This window comes from Microbulbifer mixtoriginis (SeqCode) (assembly GCF_052466765.1).
Window position 1 is genome coordinate 2,201,205 of the sequence record NZ_CP174289.1, and the last position, 20,751, is coordinate 2,221,955.

Genomic DNA, 20,751 nt, shown 5'->3' on the forward strand with positions numbered 1-20,751 from the left:
CGGGGTTCACCGCACCAATATAGGCACATTATTGGCACATCCGCTGCGCCCGCCTTTGTTCAATCCCGGGGCTTTACCACCCAGGAGTCGCCCTCGAATACCAGCTCGCGATCACAGCGCGAATGAAGATCGCTCTCTGCACTATCGGAAAGAGTGGCAATGACCACCTCTCCCCGCCCGCGCAGCTCATCTATTGCGCGCCACAGCCCGGCGCCCTGGGGACCACTTACCTCCGGCACGAGTATGGCGCCCTCAGCGGGTGTCGCGCTGGTACCCAGCGTGTTGAGAGCCACTAAATCACTACTAAAGCCTGTTGCCGGGCGGTCCCGGCCAAATACTGCACCGATACCGTTGTAGCGGCCGCCATTGGCGAGTGCCTGCCCGTGGCCCGGTGTGTAAGCGGCGAATACCAAGCCGGTTTCATAGTCGTATCCACGCACTTCACTCAAATCGAAGAACAGGGTCACCGCCGGGTAGCGCTGCCCCAGAGCCTCGGCGACCTGCTGCAGATCAGACAAAGCATCCAACAGAGCCTGCGGCGCTCCCGCCAACTGAGTGGCGGCTCGTTCCAGGCAGTCGAGCCCGCCGGCAAGACTGGGGAGAGCTTGCAGCCAGCCCGATACCTGTGAATCACTAATATTCTCAGACACCCAGCTGTAAACATCGGCACTGGCCTTGTTCTGCAGCAGCGCGGAAAGTTCTTCACGCTCACTGTCACCGAGCCCGGCTGCCTCGGCGAGACTTCGGTAAATCGCTACGTGGCCGAGGTCCAAATAAATATCTTCTACCCCGGCAACCTGCAGGCTCTCCAGCATCAGGGAGATCACTTCGATATCTCCGCTGAGGCTGTCCACGCCAAACAATTCCGCACCTATCTGGATCGGCGCACGCGAGCCCATCGCGGTACGTGGCCGGGTGTGCAGGACCTGGCCCGCGTAGCACAGGCGGTTAGCCCCCGCACGAGGAAAACTATGCGCATCGATACGCGCGGTCTGCGGGGTAATATCGGCGCGAATACCGAGTGTGCGGCCGGAAATCTGGTCTGTGACCTTGAAGGTGCTCAGGTCGAGATCACGCCCCATACCAACCAGCAGGGACTCGGTGAATTCCAACATTGGCGGTATCACCAACTCGTACCCCCAGCAATGGTAGAGGTCCAACAGTCGGCGGCGCAGGGTTTCAACTTGAACAGCTCCCGCGGGCAAAATCTCCGCGATGCCATCCGGCAGCATCCAACGATCGGCTTGAGTCATGGTGAAACGGACTTTTCAGAGTTAATGAGGCGCGTCGGCTTCCACAAAAAAACCGGGCGAGGCCCGGTTTGCGTGATTTTAGCACCAACTGCCGGCAGGAAGGTAGGGCTGTCGCAAGGACAGCCACGACCTCGGGCAAACAGCTGGGGGTTAGGGATAATTCGCTGCCATTTGCCCCGCAAGTTGGTTTATTGCCCTTTAGGGTCCTTCAGGTAGCGGAAAAACTCACTATCCGGATCCACCAGCAACATATCGGATTTGCTGCGGAAAGATTCCCTATAAGCCTGCAAGCTGCGCGTGAAGCGGTAGAACTCGGGGTTCTTGGTATAGGCTGCGGCATAAATCGATGCCGCCTCCGCATCCCCTGCACCACGCAGTTCTTCGGCCTGGCGGTAGGCCTCGGACTCAATCACCACCTTTTGGCGATCGGCATTGGCTTTGATCCGCTCACTGGCCTCCTGCCCTTTGGCTCGGTGATCCCTTGCCTCCAGCTCACGGCCTGCACGCATACGCTGGAACACTGACTCGGAGACTTCTGGTGGCAGGTCGATGCGCTTGACGCGCACATCGATCACCTCCACACCCAAGTCGCCCTGAGCAACCTTATTCAGGTTTTTGGTGATCTCCGCCATCAGCTCATCGCGCTCACCACTGACTACCTCATGCAGGTCACGCACACCGAACTGGTTACGCAGCTGATCGTTGATCCGCTCAGACAGTAGACGCACCGCATTGCGCTCATCGCCACGGGTAGCGATGTAGAACTTACTCACATCCGAGATACGGTATTTAGCGTACGAGTCCACCATCATGAACTTGTTTTCGCTATTGAGCATACGTACCGGGCTTGAATCCACAGTTTGGATACGAGCATCAAACTTGCGCAGCTTCTCCGCAAACGGAATCTTGAAGTAGAGACCCGGCTCGGTATAGGTGCGCACCAGCTCACCAAAGCGCAGCAACACGGCCTTTTCCGTTTCCTTCACCACGAAGGCGCTGGAGGAAACCAACAGGACGACAAGCAGCAGTGCAACAATAATTCCCAAAGATTTGTTGTTCATTCCATCACCTCCTAGCGAACAGTCTGGCTGCGGCGGCTGCTGGCGGCATCCTGGCGCAGGCGCTCGACGATACGCTGGTAGACCTCTTCGATTACGATCGGGGAGGTGTCTTTACGTTGGACAGCCTGGGATGTGCTCTCCTGCGTCAGCTTATCCAGCGGTAGGTACATCATGTTGTTGCCACCCTCGACATCAACCATCACCTTAGAGGTGTTAGACATCACATCCTGCACCGCATCCAGGTATAGGCGTTCGCGGGTCACTTCCGGCGCGCGCTCGTATTCGGACAGCAGTTTCTCGAAGCGCACCGCCTCACCGCGGGCACTCTCTACAACGCGTGCCTTGTAGCCCTCGGCCTCTTCGATAATTCGCTGTGCCTGACCGCGGGCAACCGGAATCACTTGGTTGGCGTAGGCCTGGGCTTCATTTTGCAGACGCACCTCATCCTCGCGAGCCTTGGTTACATCGTCAAAGGCATCCTGCACTTCGCGGGGCGCCTTGGCGTCAGTCAAGTTCACCACATCAATGCGGATACCCGTTTGGTACAAATCCAGGTACTCCTGCAGGCGCTGTTGGGTGTCGGTGGATACCTGGGTCCGGTTTTGCGAAATCACACCGTTCAGAGTGAGAGAGCCCACTACGTGGCGCAGGGCACTGTCAGTGGCCTCCTGTAGACTCTTCACCGGCTCGCGTACACGCAGTACAAAAGACTCCGCATCACTTACCTGCCATTGCACGGTCAATACCACTTCAACGATATTGGCATCTTCGGTCAGCATCTGTCCGGTGGTGCGCTCGGTACGCACCTCAGTCATATTGACCTTGGTTACACTATCTATCAGTGGTGGGTTCCAGTGCAGGCCGGCCGATTCGGTCGAGTGGTATTTACCAAGGCGCAATACCACCGCCTGTTCGTTGGCGTTGACCTGATAAATACCAAGCCCTGCATAAATCAATACGGCAACAACAATCACCAGCATCCATGGGAACTTACCCGTTCCGGTGCTTGGGCTACCGCCAAACAATCCGCCGAGTTTCTGCTGGACTTTGCGGAACAGCTCGTCGAGATCCGGTGGGCCATCGTTATTGCGGTTACCACCGCCGCCACCCCAAGGGTCTTTGCCGTTGTTACCACCCGGTTCATTCCAGGCCATCTAAATTACTCCAACTCTGATCATTTAAGCTTTGACTCCGGCGGATTCTAGCATTCCCCGCCGGCAAAATATTGCCGCCAGACCTCTGCTGAAGGCAAGTTTGTCGAAATTGGGGCCGCATCGGCCACACGAAAATGTGCTGGCGCTAGTGTTCTTGCGCCTCATTATCATCGGGAAGTGCCTCTTTTGGCAGCCACTCCGGCTCTTCACCACCATCTGTAAATGGGGCCAGTAAACGCTGGAAATCACTGCGCGGAAGCAATAACTGCAATTCGCAATCGCCATTATCCCGATAGTGTTCGCTCTGCACCGCGTTGATCTGGTAGAGCTGTGCGCGCAAGCGGGATTGCTGTGGTTTTACCACCAGCAGCCCCTGTACCATCTGCTCTCCCAGGCGCTCTGCAATCGCCTCCACCAGCAGGTCACAACCAGCACCGGTCACCGCAGAGAGCCAAACCGCACGCGGTACTCCCTCTTCATCACGGTCAATGCGGGGCTCACTGTCGGCGAGCAGGTCGATTTTGTTGTACACCAGCAGCTGCGGGATATCCGCAGCACCAATTTCTTCCAGTACGGTCTGAACCTCTTCCATCAGGTGCAGACGATCTTCCGCGGCGGCATCCACCACATGTAGAAGCAGCGTTGCCTGCGCAGCCTCTTCCAGGGTCGCGCGGAACGCCTCCACCAGTTTGTGTGGCAGGTGCGAAACAAAACCTACCGTATCAGCAAGGATCATGGCGCCGACATTGGGTAATTCAACCCTTCGCATAGTAGGGTCTAGGGTTGCAAACAGTTGATCGCGCACATACACGTCGGCATCAGTGAGCCTGTTAAACAAAGTCGACTTGCCGGCGTTCGTGTAACCCACCAGGGAAACCGTAGCCACTTCGGCACGGGAGCGCGCACGCCGGCCCTGCTCTCGCTGGCGGCGAACTTTTTCCAGGCGCTTCTCAATGGAATCGATACGCGCACGCAATAAACGCCGATCCGTTTCCAGCTGGGTCTCGCCCGGTCCGCGTAAACCGATACCGCCTTTCTGCCGTTCCAGATGGGTCCATCCTCGCACCAGGCGGGTGGTCATATGGCGCAATTGCGCCAGCTCCACCTGCAACTTACCTTCATGGGTGCGCGCACGCTGGGCGAAGATATCCAGAATCAGGCCGGTGCGATCCAGCACCCGGCACTTGAGTTCACGCTCAATATTGCGCTCTTGGCTGGGTGAGAGGGTGTGATCAAAGATCACCAGCTCGGCACCCTGCTCTTTCACTTCCTGGCGAATCTCTTCCAGCTTACCTCGACCAACAAAGGTTTTAGGGTCTGGTGTGGCACGTTGTCCAAAAATAAAACTGACCGGATCGGCTCCGGCAGAGAGGGCCAGCTCCTCAAATTCGCGAGGATCATCGGGGCTGTCTATAGCGGAGAGTTCAAGGTGTACCAGTACTGCCAGTTCACCAGATTCCGGTCGATCGAAAAACAATGGGAAATCTCTATATGAGGAAATGGGCGCCTATCTGGCTCCCTAGATTGAAATGGCAGCCGCAAGTCCAACTCCGGATTCACTCGGCTGCTTGCGCCCCGGTAACGGGGCGCGAGTCTCGTTAAGCGCAACTCAATCAGCTGAAAGATTCGCGCTCACCGCCTTCACCATTGCCCTCGCCGCCATGCTGTGCGGCTGGGTTCAACAGGGGAACGCGCACTGCGCGGGACGGTACAACAGTGGAAATAGCGTGCTTGTAAACCATTTGGCTGACGGTATTTTTCAGCAACACCACAAACTGGTCGAAAGATTCAATTTGCCCTTGGAGCTTGATGCCGTTTACCAGATAGATAGAAACCGGGATACGCTCTTTGCGCAATACGTTGAGGTAAGGGTCTTGTAAGCTGTGCCCTTTTGACATCTTTTTTCTCCTTGTCAAAAAGCTGAATGCGGTATGCAGGCCGCAATCGTATCCGCGAAGTGCGCGGATCAAAAAACGACTGAGGTCGAATACGCGTAATAAGTAGTGTAGTTGCGAGCCGGAAAAGGCCGACCCTGTGAAAACTGACTGACTGAGCTTGTCGTTTTATAGCCCAACCACGTTATGGATGCTCAAGCGAGAAATTTCAAGGCTTCGGCCAATATTTCATCATTCTCACGCACCCTGCCCTCGCTGTCCTGAGTGTACAAAATTTCCAACTCGGGCCAGCGCCGCAACCACGTCAGCTGTCGCTTGGCCAACTGGCGGGTGGCCGCAATTCCCGCAGCAACCATCTCATCATAATCGCAGTGCCCTTCCAGATACTGCCACATTTGACGATAGCCCACCGCACGAATCGCCGGTAGATCCTCATGCAGATCGCCGCGATCAAATAAACCGCGCACTTCCTGCACAAACCCAGCTTCGAGCATCCGCTTAAAGCGCAGTTCGATACGCCGATGTAACAGCGACCTGTCCCGGGGCATAATCGCCAGCTGAGTCAAGTGGTAGCGTTCCTGTACCCCGCCACCAGATTGTTCTCGACGCAACTGGGAAAGAGGCACACCGGTGATCCGATAAACCTCCAGCCCCCGCTCTATACGTACCGAGTGATTAGGATGCAGTTCCGCCGCTAATTGCGGATCGACTTGTGCGAGTTCCGCATGCAGCGCCGGCCAGCCTTCACGTGCGGCACGCGCTTCAATCTCGGCGCGCAGCTGCAGATCGGCCTCTGGCAACTTTGCCATTCCTTCCAGGAGAGCACGGAAATACAACATAGTTCCGCCAACCAGTAAAGGGATCTTACCGGCTGCGCTGATTTCGTCCATAGCTTCGAGAGCATCTTTGCGAAATCGGCCGGCAGAAAAAGACTCGCTGGGATCACAGATATCGATCAAGCGATGGGGATAGCGGGCCAGCTCCTCCGCGCTGGGCTTGGCCGAGCCCACGTCGAGGCCCCGATAAACGAGAGCCGAATCCACACTAATTAATTCCACCGGCAGGCGATCGGCCAAAGCCATGGCCAAATCCGTCTTGCCCGATGCCGTGGGACCCATCAAAAAAATTGCGCGGGGTTTATCGTCCAGAGTGCGCTCGCTCAAATCACCACCTACTTCCAAAACGCGATTATTGACCGCGCATAAACCACTTATCCATATCCGCCAGTTTAACCTGGGTCCAGGTCGGACGGCCGTGATTGCACTGGCCGCTGCGTTCAGTGCGCTCCATATCCCGCAGCAGCGCGTTCATTTCCGGAATCGTCAAGCGGCGGTTGGCGCGCACAGAACCGTGACAGGCCATAGTGGCGAGCACTTCATTGATTTGCTCGCCTATGCGCTCGCTGTCACCCTGCCCAAGTAAATCTGATAATACATCGCGCACCAGCTGCTCCACCTGAGCACCGTGCAACATGGTCGGCACCTGCCGTACCAGTAGAGTTTCCGGGCCTGCGCGCTGTAGCACGAAACCGAGAGCCGTAAACACTTCGCTGCGCTCCTCGAAGCAATCCGCCTCACGCTGGCTTACCGCCAGGCTCACTGGTACCAGCAATGGCTGTGCCTGAATACCGCCCGCAGCATGAGCCACTTTCATCTGTTCATAGACAATACGCTCGTGGGCGGCATGCATGTCCACCACGATCATGCCCTGCTCGTTCTGCGCGAGGATATATATGCCATGCAGCTGAGCGATGGCAAAACCCAACGGCGGAACATCTTCTCCATTAGCACTCCCGTTAATCGTGGGTGCCTGCGCAGCCATTGGTGCAACAGGAGCGCCAGCCGGAGGCGCATCTGGAGAAGGTACCGCAGGCTCAGCAACAGCCGCCGACTCCCGATAGGGTTGATGCAAGGCACCGTAGGCATTCATTTGCTGCTGTAAGCTCGCCGGTGAGGGGCGATTGGAGAGTGGCATTTTTTGTTGGCCGGAAAACTCTCCTGCCTGAATACCACTGATTCTTTCAGCAGCGCCATTCTCTTGCCCATCAGCCTCTTCAGCTTGCTCATCTTTCTGCCCTGGGCGCACATCCGCCAGAGCCCGATGCAAACTGCCAAACAAAAAGTCGTGTACCAAGCGACCATCGCGGAAACGCACCTCGTGCTTGGTCGGGTGTACATTTACATCTACCGATGCCGGGTCCAGCTCCAGATAGAGTACAAACGCCGGATGACGGCCGTGATAGAGCACATCCGCAAAGGCACGGCGCACCGCGTGACTCACCACCTTATCGCGGATAGCACGCCCATTGACGTAGAAGAATTGCAGATCGGCCTGGGAGCGGGAGAAAGCCGGCTCGGCCACCCAACCCCATAGGCGCAAACCACTGCGCTCCACATCGATATGCAGGGCGTTCTGCATAAAAGCCGGACCGCATACCTGCGCCACACGGCGCTCCATCTCCACGCGGCCGCTGCCGGCACGCAGGTTGTGCACGCCCTTGCCGTTGTGGCGCAGAGTGATAGACACATCGAAGCGGGACAGAGCAAGGCGCTTGATGGTGTCGTCGATACGGTTAAATTCAGTCTTCTCGGTGCGCAGAAACTTACGCCTCGCCGGCGTATTGAAAAATAGATCACGCACATCCACGGTGGTGCCGCGGGGGTGGGCCGCTGGGGCCAGCTGCGCCTGCATATCACGGCCCTCGGCACTCACTTGCCAGCCCTTGCCGCTCTCATCGCGGCTACTGATCAGATTCAATCGCGCGACAGAGGAAATACTGGCCAGAGCCTCACCACGGAACCCCAGGGTGGCCACCGCTTCCAGATCTTCCAGTACATGGATTTTCGATGTGGCATGACGTGCCAACGCCATGGGCAAATCCTCCTTCTCGATACCCTTGCCGTTATCCCGCACTTTCATGCGCTTGATACCGCCATTATCGATATCCACTTCCAGCCGCGTAGCGCCGGCATCCAAACTGTTTTCCAGCAGCTCCTTAATTACAGAGGCGGGGCGTTCGACCACCTCACCGGCAGCGATCTGGTTGGCGAGACGCGGAGATAATTGCTGGATACGTTCGTGCATAACTCTGTCTTGTTAACGCTAATTTGAAGGGCCGATAAGGCGGTAACTTTGCGGCTAACCCGAGGGGATACTCAGAGTCTGCCCCACGCGGATCACTGAGCTTTTAATACCGTTGGCTTTCTTCAGGGAGGCCACGGAAATCCGGTAACGCGCGGCAATTCCGGACAGTGTCTCGCCGCGGCTAATCACGTGGCGGCGCGACTTGGCAGGCTTGTTGCCAGCCAGCCAGGTACCCGCCGGAGGGTTAGCGCGAAAGTAAGCCACTATACCCTCACTGAGCTTTTCTGCCATACGCTGCTGAAACTTGGGATCACTCAATCGCCGTGACTCGTAGGGATTAGTGATAAAGCCCGTTTCCACCAAAATTGAGGGTACATCCGGGTTGCGCAACTCCGAAAAATTCGCCTGCTCCACTTTCTTTTTGTGCAAGTGTGTAAAGCTGGCCAGTGAATTCAGTACATTGGCGCCAATATCCAGGCTGGCATTCATGGTGGCGGTCATCGACAAATCCAGTAATACCCCAGCCAGGGTGTCATCCTTGTCATCCAGGCTCAAGTCACCGGCACCGCCTATCAGATCGGATTCATTTTCCCGCTGGGCCAGGAAACGTGCAGTCTCACTGGTAGCGCCACGCGAGGAAACGGCATAGACACCGGCACCACGGGCCTCCTTGCGGGTAAAGGCATCGGCGTGAATCGAAATGTACAGATCAGCGCGCATTTTGCGCCCCTTCTTCACCCTCTGACGCAAGGGAATAAAGTAATCGCCGGTTCTGACCAATTTCGCGCTGAAACCCCGCTCACGATCGAGTTCTTTGTGTAGTTTTCGCGCAATAGCCAGCACCACATCCTTCTCGCGCAGACCTCTGGGACCCAGTGCACCCGGGTCCTCACCGCCGTGACCAGCATTCACGGCAATAACGATGTCGCGTTCAGTGCTTACCTGCTGCAGGGTCTTCTCTTGATTTTCCACTTTGTCGTAAAGATCAAGCACCAGGCGATCCGGTAGTAATTCATGACGGCGCAGGGAAAAACTGCGCGGATTGATCTGCTGCTTCAGATCGAGGACAACGCGCAGGTCTTTCTTGTTGTGGTGGGCGTGGCGTACTTGGGCGATGGGAGTACCCTTCAGGTCCAGAGTATCTAACTGCGCCTTCAATTGGGTATCGGCAATATCCACCACAACACGGTGCGGCCCGCTCAAGGTGAACAACTTGTGCTCCGCCGGGCCGCTCAAGTCGAAGACCAGGCGCGTGTGGTCCGGCGCCCGCCACAGGCGCACGCCCTCTACTTCAGCCGCCATCAGCGGCAGTGCAATTACCAGCCCAGTTACCAGGGCCACCAGCGAGCGCCACATCCTACTCATTACTTCCCAACCCTTTCACTTATTGTTTTTACACGTCCCTGAATTCAGGCCAATTCCTATTTATGTAGCATCTTTGCCAGGGTATCGAGTACCGCTTCTCCCTGTTTGGAGTGGGTATTCAACAGCAGCTGGCGGCCGCTGTCCGGCACTTGCAGAGTCAACTCCAAGTCCGGTTCGGGTAAAACGCCAGCGCCACGTTCCGGCCACTCCACCAGGCTCAGGCTATGCGCGGCGAAATAGTCCCGCACCCCCATAAACTCCAACTCCTCGGCATCTCCCAGGCGATATAGGTCGAAGTGATATACCCGCTGGGGTCCAAATTCGTAGGGTTCAAGCAGGGTGTAAGTGGGGCTCTTCACCGCACCCTGATGCCCAAAGGCTCTAAGCACACCGCGACAAAAGGTGGTCTTGCCGGCACCCAATTGGCCATTCAGGTACAGAGTGAGCCCCTGCTGAAGGCCACTGGCTAGGCAGGCGCGGCCCAGCGCTTCACCACCGGCTACGGTTGCCTCTTCGTCCGCTAAATGCAATTTCAGTTCACTCACTATCAGTCCACCAACCGTCGAATCCAAGGCAATAAATCTGTGGCCAACAAGCCGCGTTGACCATCCTCCGCGGCGCGGTTACCCGCTTCGCCATGCAGCCAAACTGCCAGGCGCGCCGCATCTACCAAAGGCAAATGCTGACCGATCAAGGCCGCCACTATTCCGGTGAGCAGGTCACCCATGCCTCCCGAGGCCATACCCGGATTACCGCTGTTGAGCAGGTCGACACCGCCTTCGTGGGCAATCAGAGTGCCGGCGCCTTTTAGTATCACCACACCACTGAATTTCTGCTGAACTGCCACCGCCGCCGCGCGGGGGTCCGCCAGTACCTCGGCGGTATCGCAGCCGAGCAGGCGCGCCGCCTCGCCGACATGGGGCGTCAGCACCCAATCATCGCGTTTTACACCAGCGAGTACCCGCCCGGCGGCGAGGATATTCAGTGCATCCGCATCCACCACCAGCGGCACATGAGCGCGGCCGGCGCGAGCCAGCAGCTGTTCGCTCCAGGGAGAGCGGCCAAGTCCCGGGCCCACTGCGATGACATCGGGCCCCTCTAAAAGTGGCTCCAGTTCCTGGCCAGAAATAACCGGATGGGCCATGACCTCGGGGCAACGGGTCAAAGCGGCAGTTAAGTGTTCCGGGCGGGTTGCCAGGGAGATCAGACCAGCACCACTGCGTGCAGAGGACTGCGCCGCCATCAGCGCTGCGCCACCGAAACCGCTGTCGCCACCGACTATCAAAATATGGCCAAACATATTTTTGTAGCTGTCCGCAGCACGCTCGGGCAGGCGTTTCAGGCTGGAGCGCTCAAACCGTTGCGCCAGGGGCTCTACTGCTTGATAAATCGGTGCGGGGGCACCCAGATCGGCAAAGATCACCTCGCCACAAAGCGCCGGGCCACGCCCACAGTAGAGGCCCAGCTTGCGACCGATAAAGGTCACAGTCATATTGGCCTGAACGGCCAGATCGGCGCTGCCACTATCGGCACTCAGGCCCGAGGGAATATCCACGGAAAAAACCGGACCGGGACTCTTGCGAATTCGCTCTATGGCATGAGCAACATCCTGACGCAATTCACCGCTAAACCCTGTCCCCAGCAGTGCATCCACGATCAGGGTGTTACCATCGGCACTGTCCAGCTCGGTCAGCGAGGTCAGCACCTGAACGCCTTCGCGAACGGCGTAGGCATAGGCCTCGCGGGCATCGCCCTTCAAGAGTTCGGGGTCAGTACAGGCAAACACCGTCACCGGTATCTTCTTCTGCGCGGCCAGAGCCGCAATCACATAGCCATCACCGCCGTTGTTGCCACCGCCACAAAATACCTGGATGCGGCCGATATCTGCCCAGCGGGCGCGTAAATGGATGAAAGCAGCGCGGGCCGCGCGCTTCATCAGCTGTATCGAAGGAATTTCCAGCGCGGCGATTGTTTGTCGGTCGAGTTCCCGTACCGATTCGGCACTGTACAAAGGTTGTGGCGTATCCATGCGGCTCCCGCAATGTGGTGAAGATGTCATCTGTGGCAAAATGGGCGATTGTATCGCTGCCACTTGCACTGACAGCAAAGTATACCGCCCCGGCCAGTCATTGTGCTTGCATGGGATATCGAGCCGCTTTATCTATGACCGAATCACTGCTCGCCGAATTAGCCGACCTGATCAAACTCTGGGGACGGGAGCTGGGCTTCCAGCAGGTTGGTATCACCGACTGCCAGCTGGAGGAGGACGGTGAGCGCCTGCGCGCTTGGATCGATAAGGGCTACCACGCGGATATGGAGTGGATGGGCGCACACGGGGAAAAGCGCTGGCGCCCGGCACTACTGGAAGTGGGAACCGTGCGCGCCATCAGTGTGCGCCTGGACTACCTGCCACCGGATACCCAGCCGATCAAAGTGCTCAAGGATTCCAGTAAGGCCTATGTCTCCCGTTACGCCAATGGTCGCGACTACCACAAGCTGATTCGCAAGCGCCTGGCCAGCCTGGCCAAGAAGATCGATGCCTTCTGTGCCGAACAGGGTATCGATTCCAAGGGTCGCGCCTTTACCGACAGCGCACCGGTAATGGAACGCGCTCTGGCGCGCAAGGCCGGCCTCGGCTGGGTCGGCAAGAACTGCCTGCTGATCAATTCCAAAGCTGGCTCTTTTTTCTTCCTCGGCGAGATCTATACCAATCTGCCCTTGCCTGTCGATGAGGGAGATTTTGCCGACGAGTGCGGCGATTGCGTGGCCTGCCTTAAAGTCTGCCCAACCGATGCCTTTATCGGCCCGCGCACCTTAGATGCCGGGCGCTGTATCTCTTACCTAACCATCGAAAACAAGGGGCCGATTCCGGAGGAATTCCGCGAGCCCATCGGCAATCGAGTTTTCGGCTGCGACGATTGCCAGACAATCTGCCCCTGGAACAAGTTCGCCAAACCCACCGCAGAGCAGGACTTCCACCCGCGCCACGGCCTCGACAACGGCGAGCTATTAGCGCTGTTCAACTGGAGCGAGGAGGAGTTTTTGCGCAAGACCGAGGGCTCGCCAATCCGCCGTATCGGCTACGAGCGCTGGCAGCGCAACCTGGCGGTGGCGCTCGGCAACGGCGCGGCCAGCGAGGAGGTATTCGAAAGCCTGGAACAATCGCGGCAAACGGCCACGCCTCTGGTGCTGGAGCATATCGATTGGGCCCTGGCGCGGCTACGCAGTGGACGCAAACGCAAACGCAAGATCAAACGCGTAACCTGAGCCCCTGAACGAGGCACAGAAAAGAGTCGGGGCAGCAGAAAAGAGGCTCTAATCGGCCGAGTGCTCCGCTAAGTCGGAAGCTTAACTAAGGCGAAAGAAGGTCTCGCGGTAGTGGCGCAACTCTTCGATAGAATCGCGAATGTCGTCTAGAGCCAAATGGCTACTGTGTTTTTTCACCCCATTCAACACATCCGGACGCCAGCGCCTGGCCAGCTCTTTCACCGAGCTCACATCCAGATTACGGTAGTGGAAGTAAGATTCCAGCTGCGGCATATATTTGACCAAGAAGCGACGGTCCTGGCCGATAGAGTTACCGCACATGGGCGAGGCACCCTCCGGGACCCAGTGGCGCAAGAACTCCAGGGTCTCTCGCTCCGCTTCCCGCTCGGATATATTCGACTCCTTTACCTTTGCCACCAAACCAGAACCGCCGTGCTGCTCGGTGTTCCAGTCGTCCATGGCATCCAGCAGGGCATTACTCTGGTGAATCACCATCGCCGGGCCTTCGGCGAGCACATTCAGCCGCGAATCGGTCACAATGGTGGCGATTTCGATAATGCGCTCTTTTTCCGGATCGAGGCCGGTCATCTCCAGATCTATCCAGATCAGGTTGTTCTGATCCACAGCGGGTCTCCTCAAACTTTCCGCGCAAGTTACCGCAACTACCCGGCAATGGCTATAATCCGCCGCTAATCTCCAGGTGCCAGTGCATGAGTAAACGCAAATTAAACCGCCGCCAACAGTGGCGCGTCGCCAAGATCCAGCAGGAACGCGAGGCCCGCGCGCGCAAGCGCGAAGAGTCCGCAGAGCAGGCCCTGGACGACGGTCAGCTGGGCCAGGAACAGACCGGTCTTGTCATCGCCAACTATGGCACCCAAATTTTGGTGGAAAGTGAGAGCGATACTTCCCTGCGCCAGCGCTGCCACATGCGAGCCAATATCGATACCCTGGTAACCGGCGATCGCGTCGCCTGGCGTCCCGCCACTAGTGATAGCGATGGCGGCTATGGAGTTGTGGGTGCGCGGTTGCCGCGCAACTCAGAGCTGCAGCGCCCTGACCGCTACGGCGACCTGAAAACCGTAGCAGCCAATATCGATCGCATTGTGATAGTTATAGCCCCCTACCCGGAGCCCTTCGCTAATGCCATCGACCGCTACCTGGTCGCCGCAGAGACCACCGGTATAGCGCCAATCCTGCTGCTGAACAAGATCGACCTGATCGACGATGGCAACCGCCAGGCACTGGATACCCTACTGGCCCCCTACCCCGACCTCGGCTACCCAGTACTGCGCCTTTCCACTAAAACCGGCGAGGGCCTGCCACACCTACTCGAGACCCTGGCCAAGGGCAGCAGCGTCTTTGTCGGGCAGTCCGGCGTGGGCAAATCTTCACTGGTCAACGCCCTGCTACCGAGTGCCGGCGCCCGTACCGGCGCCCTGTCCGAGGCAACCCTGAAGGGCACCCACACCACCACCGCAGCGGAACTGTTTCACCTGCCCAGCGGAGGCGATCTGATAGACTCTCCCGGCATCCGCGAGTTTGGCCTCTGGCATATGGAGGAGGCCGCGCTTCTGGAAGGGTTTGTGGAATTCCGCCCCTTTATCGGCCACTGCCGCTTTCGCGACTGCAGCCATCAGGGCGAACCCGGCTGTGCCATTCACGAGGCACTGGCCAGCGGCGACATCAGTGAGCGCCGTATGAACAGCTTTTTACACCTGCGCAACAGCCTGGAATCGGAGAATAAATTTTGAACCTGATTATTGAGGCGGAAGAGCTCGCCGCCGAGCTGGAGCATGAAGAGCTATTGGTTGTCGACCTCAGCTCCCTACAAAATTATTTGAACGGACACATCCCCGGCGCCCTGCACCTACCATTTCAGGCACTGATGGCGGGTACTGCCCCTGCACCGGGTAAACTCCCCAGCGCCGAGCAGCTGACCCGAGTTTTTCGCGCTATTGGCCTGCGCCCGGAAACCCATGTAGTGGCCTGTGATGATGAAGGCGGCGGCTGGGCCGGACGCCTCCTGTGGACCCTGGAGAGTATTGGCCACCGCAATTACAGCTACTTAAACGGTGGTATGCACGCTTGGCGCGGTGCCGGGTTACCACTGACCACTGAAGAACCACAGGTTACCCCAAGCGATATCGAAGTCTCGATCGATACCGATGCTGCCATGAGTGCCCGGGAAATCCAGGAGCATCTTGGCAACCCCGACTTCCTCGTTTGGGATGCCCGTTCCCCCCAGGAGTACAGTGGAGAAAGGGTCTTGGCTACCAAGGGCGGTCATATTCCCGGCGCGATCAACTGCGAGTGGACCCAGCTGATGGACCCTCAGCGCGACCTGCGTATCCGCACCGATGCGCGCGAGCTACTCGCCAAGCTCGGCATCAATGAAGAACATAAAATCGTCACCCACTGCCAAAGTCATCATCGCTCTGGTTTTACCTGGTTGGTGGGTAAGTCCCTGGGTTTTGATATTCGCGCCTACCCAGGCTCCTGGAGTGAGTGGGGCAACCTGCCCAATACGCCCGTCGAACAGTAAGTATTACCGGAAAACGTTGTACCCGTATGAATCCAAAACTCTTTACCACCCTGCAATACCTGACTCCGCAACACGCTCTTTCCCGCGCTGCGGGCTGGCTGGCGAACACCGAAATCAAGTCGATCAAAGACCCTTTCACCCGCTGGTTTGTCGAAAAGTACGGTGTCGATATGCAGGAGGCCAAAGAGACCGATTGCACCGCCTATCGTACCTTCAACGACTTTTTTACCCGTGAACTCAAAGAGGGCGCACGGCCGATTGTCAGTAGCGAGGGTAGCCTGGCCTGTCCCGCAGATGGCGCCATCAGTCAGCTCGGTGCTATCCACAATGGCCGTGTGTTCCAGGCCAAGGGGCACGACTACAGCTTGCTGGAATTGGTGGGTGGTGATCCGGAATTGGCGGCCCAGTTTGACGATGGCCACTTCGCCACCGTGTACCTGTCACCCAAGGATTACCACCGGGTACATATGCCTATCGACGGCACCCTGCGCAGCATGACTTATGTGCCGGGCCAGCTATTCTCGGTCAACACCGTAACCGCCGAAAACGTACCGCGCCTGTTCGCCCGCAACGAGCGCCTGGTGTGTGTATTCGATACTGAAGCCGGACCCATGGCCATGATTTTGGTTGGTGCCATGATCGTTGCCGGAATCGAGACTGTTTGGGCGGGCCAGGTGGCGCCCCATACCCGCGATGTGCGCACCACCAACTATCTTGAGAATGCACCGATTCACCTGCGAAAAGGCGAGGAGATGGGGCGCTTTAAATTGGGCTCCACAGTCGTCATGTTGTTTGGGGCGGATCAAGTGCGCTGGCTGGACAGCCTTGAGGCGGAAACCCCTGTGCGTATGGGTGAGTATTTCGGCAGCATGATAGCTGACGCCGGCTGATTCTTCGGGAGAGCGGTAAGTTACACCGCTCTCAAGGCTTCCCCCGGGAATAAACTATCTCGCCAGGCGCGAGAAAAAGCGGGACAGCTGTCCACCACTATTGAAAAGGTAATCGTCCCGCACCGCCAAGGTATTCACCTCCGGATAAGCCCCTGGCTCTATATCCCGCACTATGCTGATCTTTTCCTCCGGGCGCATCTTGCCACGCTCAATCAGCTTTTCTGCACGATCCTCGGCAGCCGCCAGGTCAAACAGGCGCGGTTTACTCAGCTGGCGCTTGTGCGCATCCAGCACAATCATCACCTTGGGGCGCAAACGCCGGTCATAGGTCTGCTCCACCACTACACCCACTTCGCCACTGGAGAGCTCTACCTGGGTACCGGTGGGGTAGAGTCCTATCGCCTGAATAAATTCAACGACCAGCTGTTCCTGGTAGGCGATGCCACGCAGATCATAGAGCTCGGCCACGGCCTTTGAGGGCGCTATGGGCTGGCTGGCGCCACGGGGGTTCGTCGCTTCATCGTAAAAAGTAACGATGCCGCACATGCGCGCCAATACGGGAATCTTGTCACCGCGCAAGCCACCTGGATAACCACCGCCATCGTGGCGCTCGCGATGACCGCGCACAATATCAATCACCTGGGGGTCGACCTGGGCATCCGCCGATAGCATCTGCACGCTGTGCTGCACAAATTTGCGATACTCCAGTTCACTGCGCGGATCGCGCTTGGGCATCTGCAGCACTTCTGAGGGAATCGATAACTTGCCCACATCCTTTAACAGGGTGGCCACCCCCAGCTGCACCAACTCATGTCGCGCCAAGCCGATATGCCGGCCAAACAGCACCGCCCAAATACTGGCGCGTACCGAGTGACTGTAAGTATGTTCATCCCTGTCTCGCACTCGCGCCAACCAGGCGAAAGCATCCGGGCTGCGCAGCACACTCTCAACCAGATCCTCTACCACCCGGTTCATCTGTGGCACCGGCAGTGGTCGATTGCTCGCTACCAACCCCATAACTTCACCCATGCCGCGCAATATCTGGCCGTGCAACTTGCGCGCATTGCCTGCCTCGCGCTGGGCGGGCTGAGGGGGGGGGTAAGTCTTGTGAGAGACCGCAACGGGGCGGCAGGGAATGGTGACGCGCACGGCGGCTCGGCCATGCCCTTTAGCATTTGCACCACTAGCGCCGATCAAACGGCGCAAGGTAACACCGGCACTGCCTACGGTCTTGTGCACATCGACATAAACAAATCGGCAGTACTTCTGTAGTTGGCGAATCTCCTCCAAATCGCGGATATAAAAGCCCTGCAGGGCGAATGGAGTCTGTGTCCAGGGTTTGTCTAGCCTGGACACAAACATGCCGCGCTGGAGATCACCGACGGGAATTTTTGCCTGTTCGAGTGCCACTTGGGGAGGTACCGACCACTGTAGTAAATGCTTGGAGACCGCCCTCAGCAAGGGCCCCGTTTCTAAATCCGGGCCCCCTCGGGCAAGCGCACATTTATATCACGGACAGATATTGGCGAGCACCTATACAAAGTGAGACTGTATTCACAGACTCAGACACTAGTTGCCACAGTTAGACGTGATATTTTGCGGAAAGCTCTACCACTGCCTCGATCATGGCGCCGGCATGGGCCGGATCTACTTTCGGAGTAATACCGTGGCCAAGGTTGAAAACATGGCCACTACCCTGGCCGTAGGACTGCAGCACAGCTTCCACTTCTTGGCGGATGCGCTCTGGACTGGCGTAGAGTACGGAAGGATCCAGATTACCCTGCAGGGCAACGCGATCCCCAACACGGGCACGGGCACTGCCGATATCAGTGGTCCAATCGAGCCCGAGAGCATCAGCACCGGTATCCGCCATCGCTTCCAACCACTGACCACCCCCTTTGGTGAACAGGATAGCGGGCACCCGGCGGCCATCGGCTTCTTTGATCAGACCGCTGAGAATACGCTGCATATATTGCAGGGAGAACTCGCGATAGGCGCTGTGACTTAAGGCGCCGCCCCAGGTATCAAAAATTTGTACCGCCTGGGCACCGGCGCGAATCTGTGCATTCAGGTAGTCTGTCACCGAATCGGCGAGTACGGTCAGCAGCTGGTGCATCAGCTCGGGGCGGTTGTAGAGCATTTCCTTGCTGCGGGCAAAGTCCTTGCTGGAGCCGCCCTCAATCATGTAAGTGGCCAGAGTCCAGGGGCTGCCGGAAAAACCGATCAACGGCACACGACCATTTAGCTCGCGGCGAATGGTGGACACAGCGTTCATCACATAGTCCAAATCCCGTTCGCTGTTCACCACTTCCAATGCCTCAATATCAGCGACAGTGCGCAGCGGCTTATGGAATTTGGGGCCCTCGCCCTCGGCAAAATAGAGCCCAAGGCCCATAGCATCTGGGATGGTGAGGATATCGGAGAATAAAATCGCCGCATCGAGTGGGTAGCGTTCCAACGGCTGCAGAGTGACCTCGCACGCCAATTCGGTATTACGGCATAGATCCATAAAGCTACCAGCTTCGGCGCGGCTGGCGCGGTACTCGGGTAGGTAGCGCCCCGCCTGGCGCATCATCCACACTGGTGTTCGATCCACGGGCTGGCGCAGCAGAGCGCGGAGAAAGCGGTCGTTTTTCAATTCGGACGGTTTGGTATCAGACATAGGTACACCGAGCGGGCTAAAAAAACGGCCATTGTACAGGGGGCGGGGCCACTAGATACAGCGTGGCAAAAATATCACCCAGGCAGGTTGATGGCTGGTGCCGACCTACAAAGATATAAAAATGGGAGGCTTAAAGCCTCCCATCAGCAACCGGGGAAATCAGATGTCCAGATAATCGAGAATACCCTCACCGGCCTGGCGCCCTTCCCAAATAGCTGTTACCACCAGGTCGGAACCGCGCACCATATCGCCACCGGCAAAGACCTTCTCGTTGGAGGTCTGGAACTTGTATCTCTGTTCTTCTGGGGCAACGACCCCCCCCCAGTCCGCTACTTCAATGCTGTGCTCGGCAAACCACTCCGCCGGACTTGGGCGGAAACCGAAGGCGACCAGCACGATATCTGCCGGGATAATCTCTTCGGAACCGGGCACTACCTGCGGACGGCGACGTCCATTTTCATCGGGCTCACCCAACTCGGTAGTGACTACTTTCACTCCAGAGACCTTGCCGTCGCCAACAATTTCTACCGGCTGGCGGTTAAACAGGAACTGCACCCCTTCTTCTCTGGCATTGACCACTTCGCGGCGGGAGCCCGGCATATTTTCCTCATCGCGACGATAGGCACAGGTCACGCTCCTGGCCCCCAACCGAATAGAGCTGCGGTTACAGTCCATGGCGGTATCACCGCCACCAAGCACCACTACACGCTTGCCCTCCACCGAGACAAATTCCGCAGGGTCCTTCTCCCAACCCATATTGCGATTGACGTTGGCCACTAAGAACGGCAAAGCATCGTGCACGCCGGGCAAGTCCTCACCAGGGAAGCCGCCCTTCATGTAGTTGTAGGTACCCATCCCCAGGAATACGGCATCATAGTCATTGAGCAACTGCTCGAAACTGATGTCCTTGCCCACCTCGGTATTGAGACAGAACTCCACCCCCATCTCAACAAACACCTCGCGGCGCTTTTCCATCACCGATTTTTCCAACTTGAATTCCGGAATACCGAAAGTGATCAGGCCGCCGATCTCCGGATGCTTGTCGAAGACCACCGGCTGTACGCCGTTGCGTATCAGGATATCGGCGCAGCCCAGTCCGGCTGGGCCCGCGCCCACAATCGCGACTTTTTTACCGGTCTTTTCCACATGGCTGAGATCCGGACGCCAACCCAGGGCAAAGGCGGTATCGGTGATGTACTTTTCAGCATTGCCGATGGTCACAGCGCCGAAACCGTCGTTGAGGGTACAGGCGCCCTCGCACAGGCGGTCCTGGGGACAAACGCGCCCGCAAACTTCCGGCAGGGTGTTGGTCTCGTGGCAGAGTTCCGCCGCCTCGATCACATTCCCCTCGCTGATCAATTTCAGCCAGTTGGGAATATAGTTGTGCACCGGGCACTTCCACTCACAGTAGGGGTTGCCGCAGTCCAGGCAGCGGTGTGCTTGGCTCGCCACCTGGTTTTCACTGGATGGCTGGTAAATCTCCACAAATTCACTGGTACGCGCGATGATATCTTTCTTCGGCGGATCTATACGGGCCACGTCGATAAACTGGAAATCGTTGTTCAGTCTGTCTTTCAT

The 20,751-nt window shown here is 57.6% G+C and carries 18 protein-coding genes; 4 read left to right on the forward strand and 14 right to left on the reverse strand.

The genetic code is table 11. From position 1 onward, the window contains the following. Window positions 1-59 precede the first annotated feature (59 nt). The 10 genes from ACJJIV_RS09675 to ACJJIV_RS09720 all read right to left on the reverse strand — a co-directional run bounded on the left by ACJJIV_RS09675 (window position 60) and on the right by ACJJIV_RS09720 (window position 11,841). Window positions 60-1,253, reverse strand: a complete 1,194-nt coding sequence (locus ACJJIV_RS09675) for an ATP phosphoribosyltransferase regulatory subunit (RefSeq protein WP_444891555.1) — start codon at window positions 1,251-1,253, stop codon at window positions 60-62. 188 nt (window positions 1,254-1,441) lie between these two features. Beyond that, window positions 1,442-2,314 carry a protease modulator HflC gene (hflC, locus tag ACJJIV_RS09680; RefSeq protein ID WP_252084208.1) on the reverse strand — a complete coding sequence of 291 codons (873 nt, stop codon included), beginning with the start codon at window positions 2,312-2,314 and terminating at the stop codon, window positions 1,442-1,444. Window positions 2,315-2,325: 11 nt separating this feature from the next. Further along, window positions 2,326-3,468 carry an FtsH protease activity modulator HflK gene (hflK, locus tag ACJJIV_RS09685; RefSeq protein WP_444891556.1) on the reverse strand — a complete coding sequence of 381 codons (1,143 nt, stop codon included), beginning with the start codon at window positions 3,466-3,468 and terminating at the stop codon, window positions 2,326-2,328. 145 nt (window positions 3,469-3,613) lie between these two features. Then, a complete protein-coding gene (hflX, locus tag ACJJIV_RS09690; protein ID WP_252084206.1) occupies window positions 3,614-4,945 on the reverse strand; it encodes a ribosome rescue GTPase HflX in 1,332 nt (443 codons plus the stop codon). Between the two features lie 136 nt (window positions 4,946-5,081). Next, window positions 5,082-5,366: an RNA chaperone Hfq gene (hfq, locus tag ACJJIV_RS09695; RefSeq protein ID WP_020413623.1), complete on the reverse strand. Its 285-nt coding sequence runs from the start codon at window positions 5,364-5,366 to the stop codon at window positions 5,082-5,084. A gap of 191 nt (window positions 5,367-5,557) precedes the next feature. Continuing rightward, window positions 5,558-6,481 (reverse strand): tRNA (adenosine(37)-N6)-dimethylallyltransferase MiaA, encoded by a 924-nt coding sequence (gene miaA / locus ACJJIV_RS09700; RefSeq protein ID WP_444891710.1) that lies wholly within the window; start codon window positions 6,479-6,481, stop codon window positions 5,558-5,560. A gap of 70 nt (window positions 6,482-6,551) precedes the next feature. Further along, a complete protein-coding gene (mutL, locus tag ACJJIV_RS09705) occupies window positions 6,552-8,447 on the reverse strand; it encodes a DNA mismatch repair endonuclease MutL (protein ID WP_444891557.1) in 1,896 nt (631 codons plus the stop codon). Window positions 8,448-8,501: 54 nt separating this feature from the next. Further along, window positions 8,502-9,812, reverse strand: coding sequence for an N-acetylmuramoyl-L-alanine amidase (locus ACJJIV_RS09710; protein ID WP_444891558.1), 1,311 nt, complete (start codon window positions 9,810-9,812; stop codon window positions 8,502-8,504). Window positions 9,813-9,868: 56 nt separating this feature from the next. Then, complete coding sequence (tsaE, locus tag ACJJIV_RS09715; protein ID WP_444891559.1) at window positions 9,869-10,357, reverse strand: tRNA (adenosine(37)-N6)-threonylcarbamoyltransferase complex ATPase subunit type 1 TsaE; 489 nt, start codon at window positions 10,355-10,357, stop codon at window positions 9,869-9,871. 2 nt (window positions 10,358-10,359) lie between these two features. Further along, window positions 10,360-11,841, reverse strand: coding sequence for an NAD(P)H-hydrate dehydratase (locus ACJJIV_RS09720; RefSeq protein ID WP_444891560.1), 1,482 nt, complete (start codon window positions 11,839-11,841; stop codon window positions 10,360-10,362). Between the two features lie 134 nt (window positions 11,842-11,975). Between ACJJIV_RS09720 and queG the strand changes: the two genes are divergently transcribed. Next, complete coding sequence (queG, locus tag ACJJIV_RS09725) at window positions 11,976-13,079, forward strand: tRNA epoxyqueuosine(34) reductase QueG (RefSeq protein ID WP_444891561.1); 1,104 nt, start codon at window positions 11,976-11,978, stop codon at window positions 13,077-13,079. Between the two features lie 81 nt (window positions 13,080-13,160). Here the strand turns inward: queG and orn are convergent, their stop codons facing one another. After that, a complete protein-coding gene (orn, locus tag ACJJIV_RS09730; RefSeq protein ID WP_252084200.1) occupies window positions 13,161-13,703 on the reverse strand; it encodes an oligoribonuclease in 543 nt (180 codons plus the stop codon). Window positions 13,704-13,789: 86 nt separating this feature from the next. Here orn and rsgA point away from each other — a divergent pair, with 86 nt between their 5' ends. The 3 genes from rsgA to asd are packed head-to-tail and all read left to right on the forward strand — an operon-like array spanning window position 13,790 to window position 16,511. Beyond that, entirely contained in the window at window positions 13,790-14,830 is a 1,041-nt protein-coding gene (gene rsgA / locus ACJJIV_RS09735) for a small ribosomal subunit biogenesis GTPase RsgA (protein ID WP_444891562.1), read from the forward strand. Next, window positions 14,827-15,621, forward strand: coding sequence for a sulfurtransferase (locus ACJJIV_RS09740; RefSeq protein ID WP_444891563.1), 795 nt, complete (start codon window positions 14,827-14,829; stop codon window positions 15,619-15,621). Before rsgA ends, ACJJIV_RS09740 begins: the two co-directional genes overlap by 4 nt. Window positions 15,622-15,647: 26 nt before the next feature. Then, entirely contained in the window at window positions 15,648-16,511 is an 864-nt protein-coding gene (gene asd / locus ACJJIV_RS09745; RefSeq protein ID WP_252084197.1) for an archaetidylserine decarboxylase, read from the forward strand. A gap of 54 nt (window positions 16,512-16,565) precedes the next feature. On the opposite strand, the gene ACJJIV_RS09750 is transcribed toward asd, so the two are convergent. The 3 genes from ACJJIV_RS09750 to ACJJIV_RS09760 all read right to left on the reverse strand — a co-directional run bounded on the left by ACJJIV_RS09750 (window position 16,566) and on the right by ACJJIV_RS09760 (window position 20,751). Then, the gene (locus ACJJIV_RS09750; RefSeq protein ID WP_444891564.1) at window positions 16,566-17,921 is read right to left on the reverse strand and encodes a cyclic di-GMP phosphodiesterase; all 1,356 of its coding nucleotides are present in this window, start codon (window positions 17,919-17,921) and stop codon (window positions 16,566-16,568) included. Window positions 17,922-18,093: 172 nt separating this feature from the next. Next, the gene (hemE, locus tag ACJJIV_RS09755; protein ID WP_444891565.1) at window positions 18,094-19,173 is read right to left on the reverse strand and encodes a uroporphyrinogen decarboxylase; all 1,080 of its coding nucleotides are present in this window, start codon (window positions 19,171-19,173) and stop codon (window positions 18,094-18,096) included. Window positions 19,174-19,332: 159 nt separating this feature from the next. Continuing rightward, complete coding sequence (locus ACJJIV_RS09760; protein ID WP_444891566.1) at window positions 19,333-20,751, reverse strand: glutamate synthase small subunit GltD family protein; 1,419 nt, start codon at window positions 20,749-20,751, stop codon at window positions 19,333-19,335.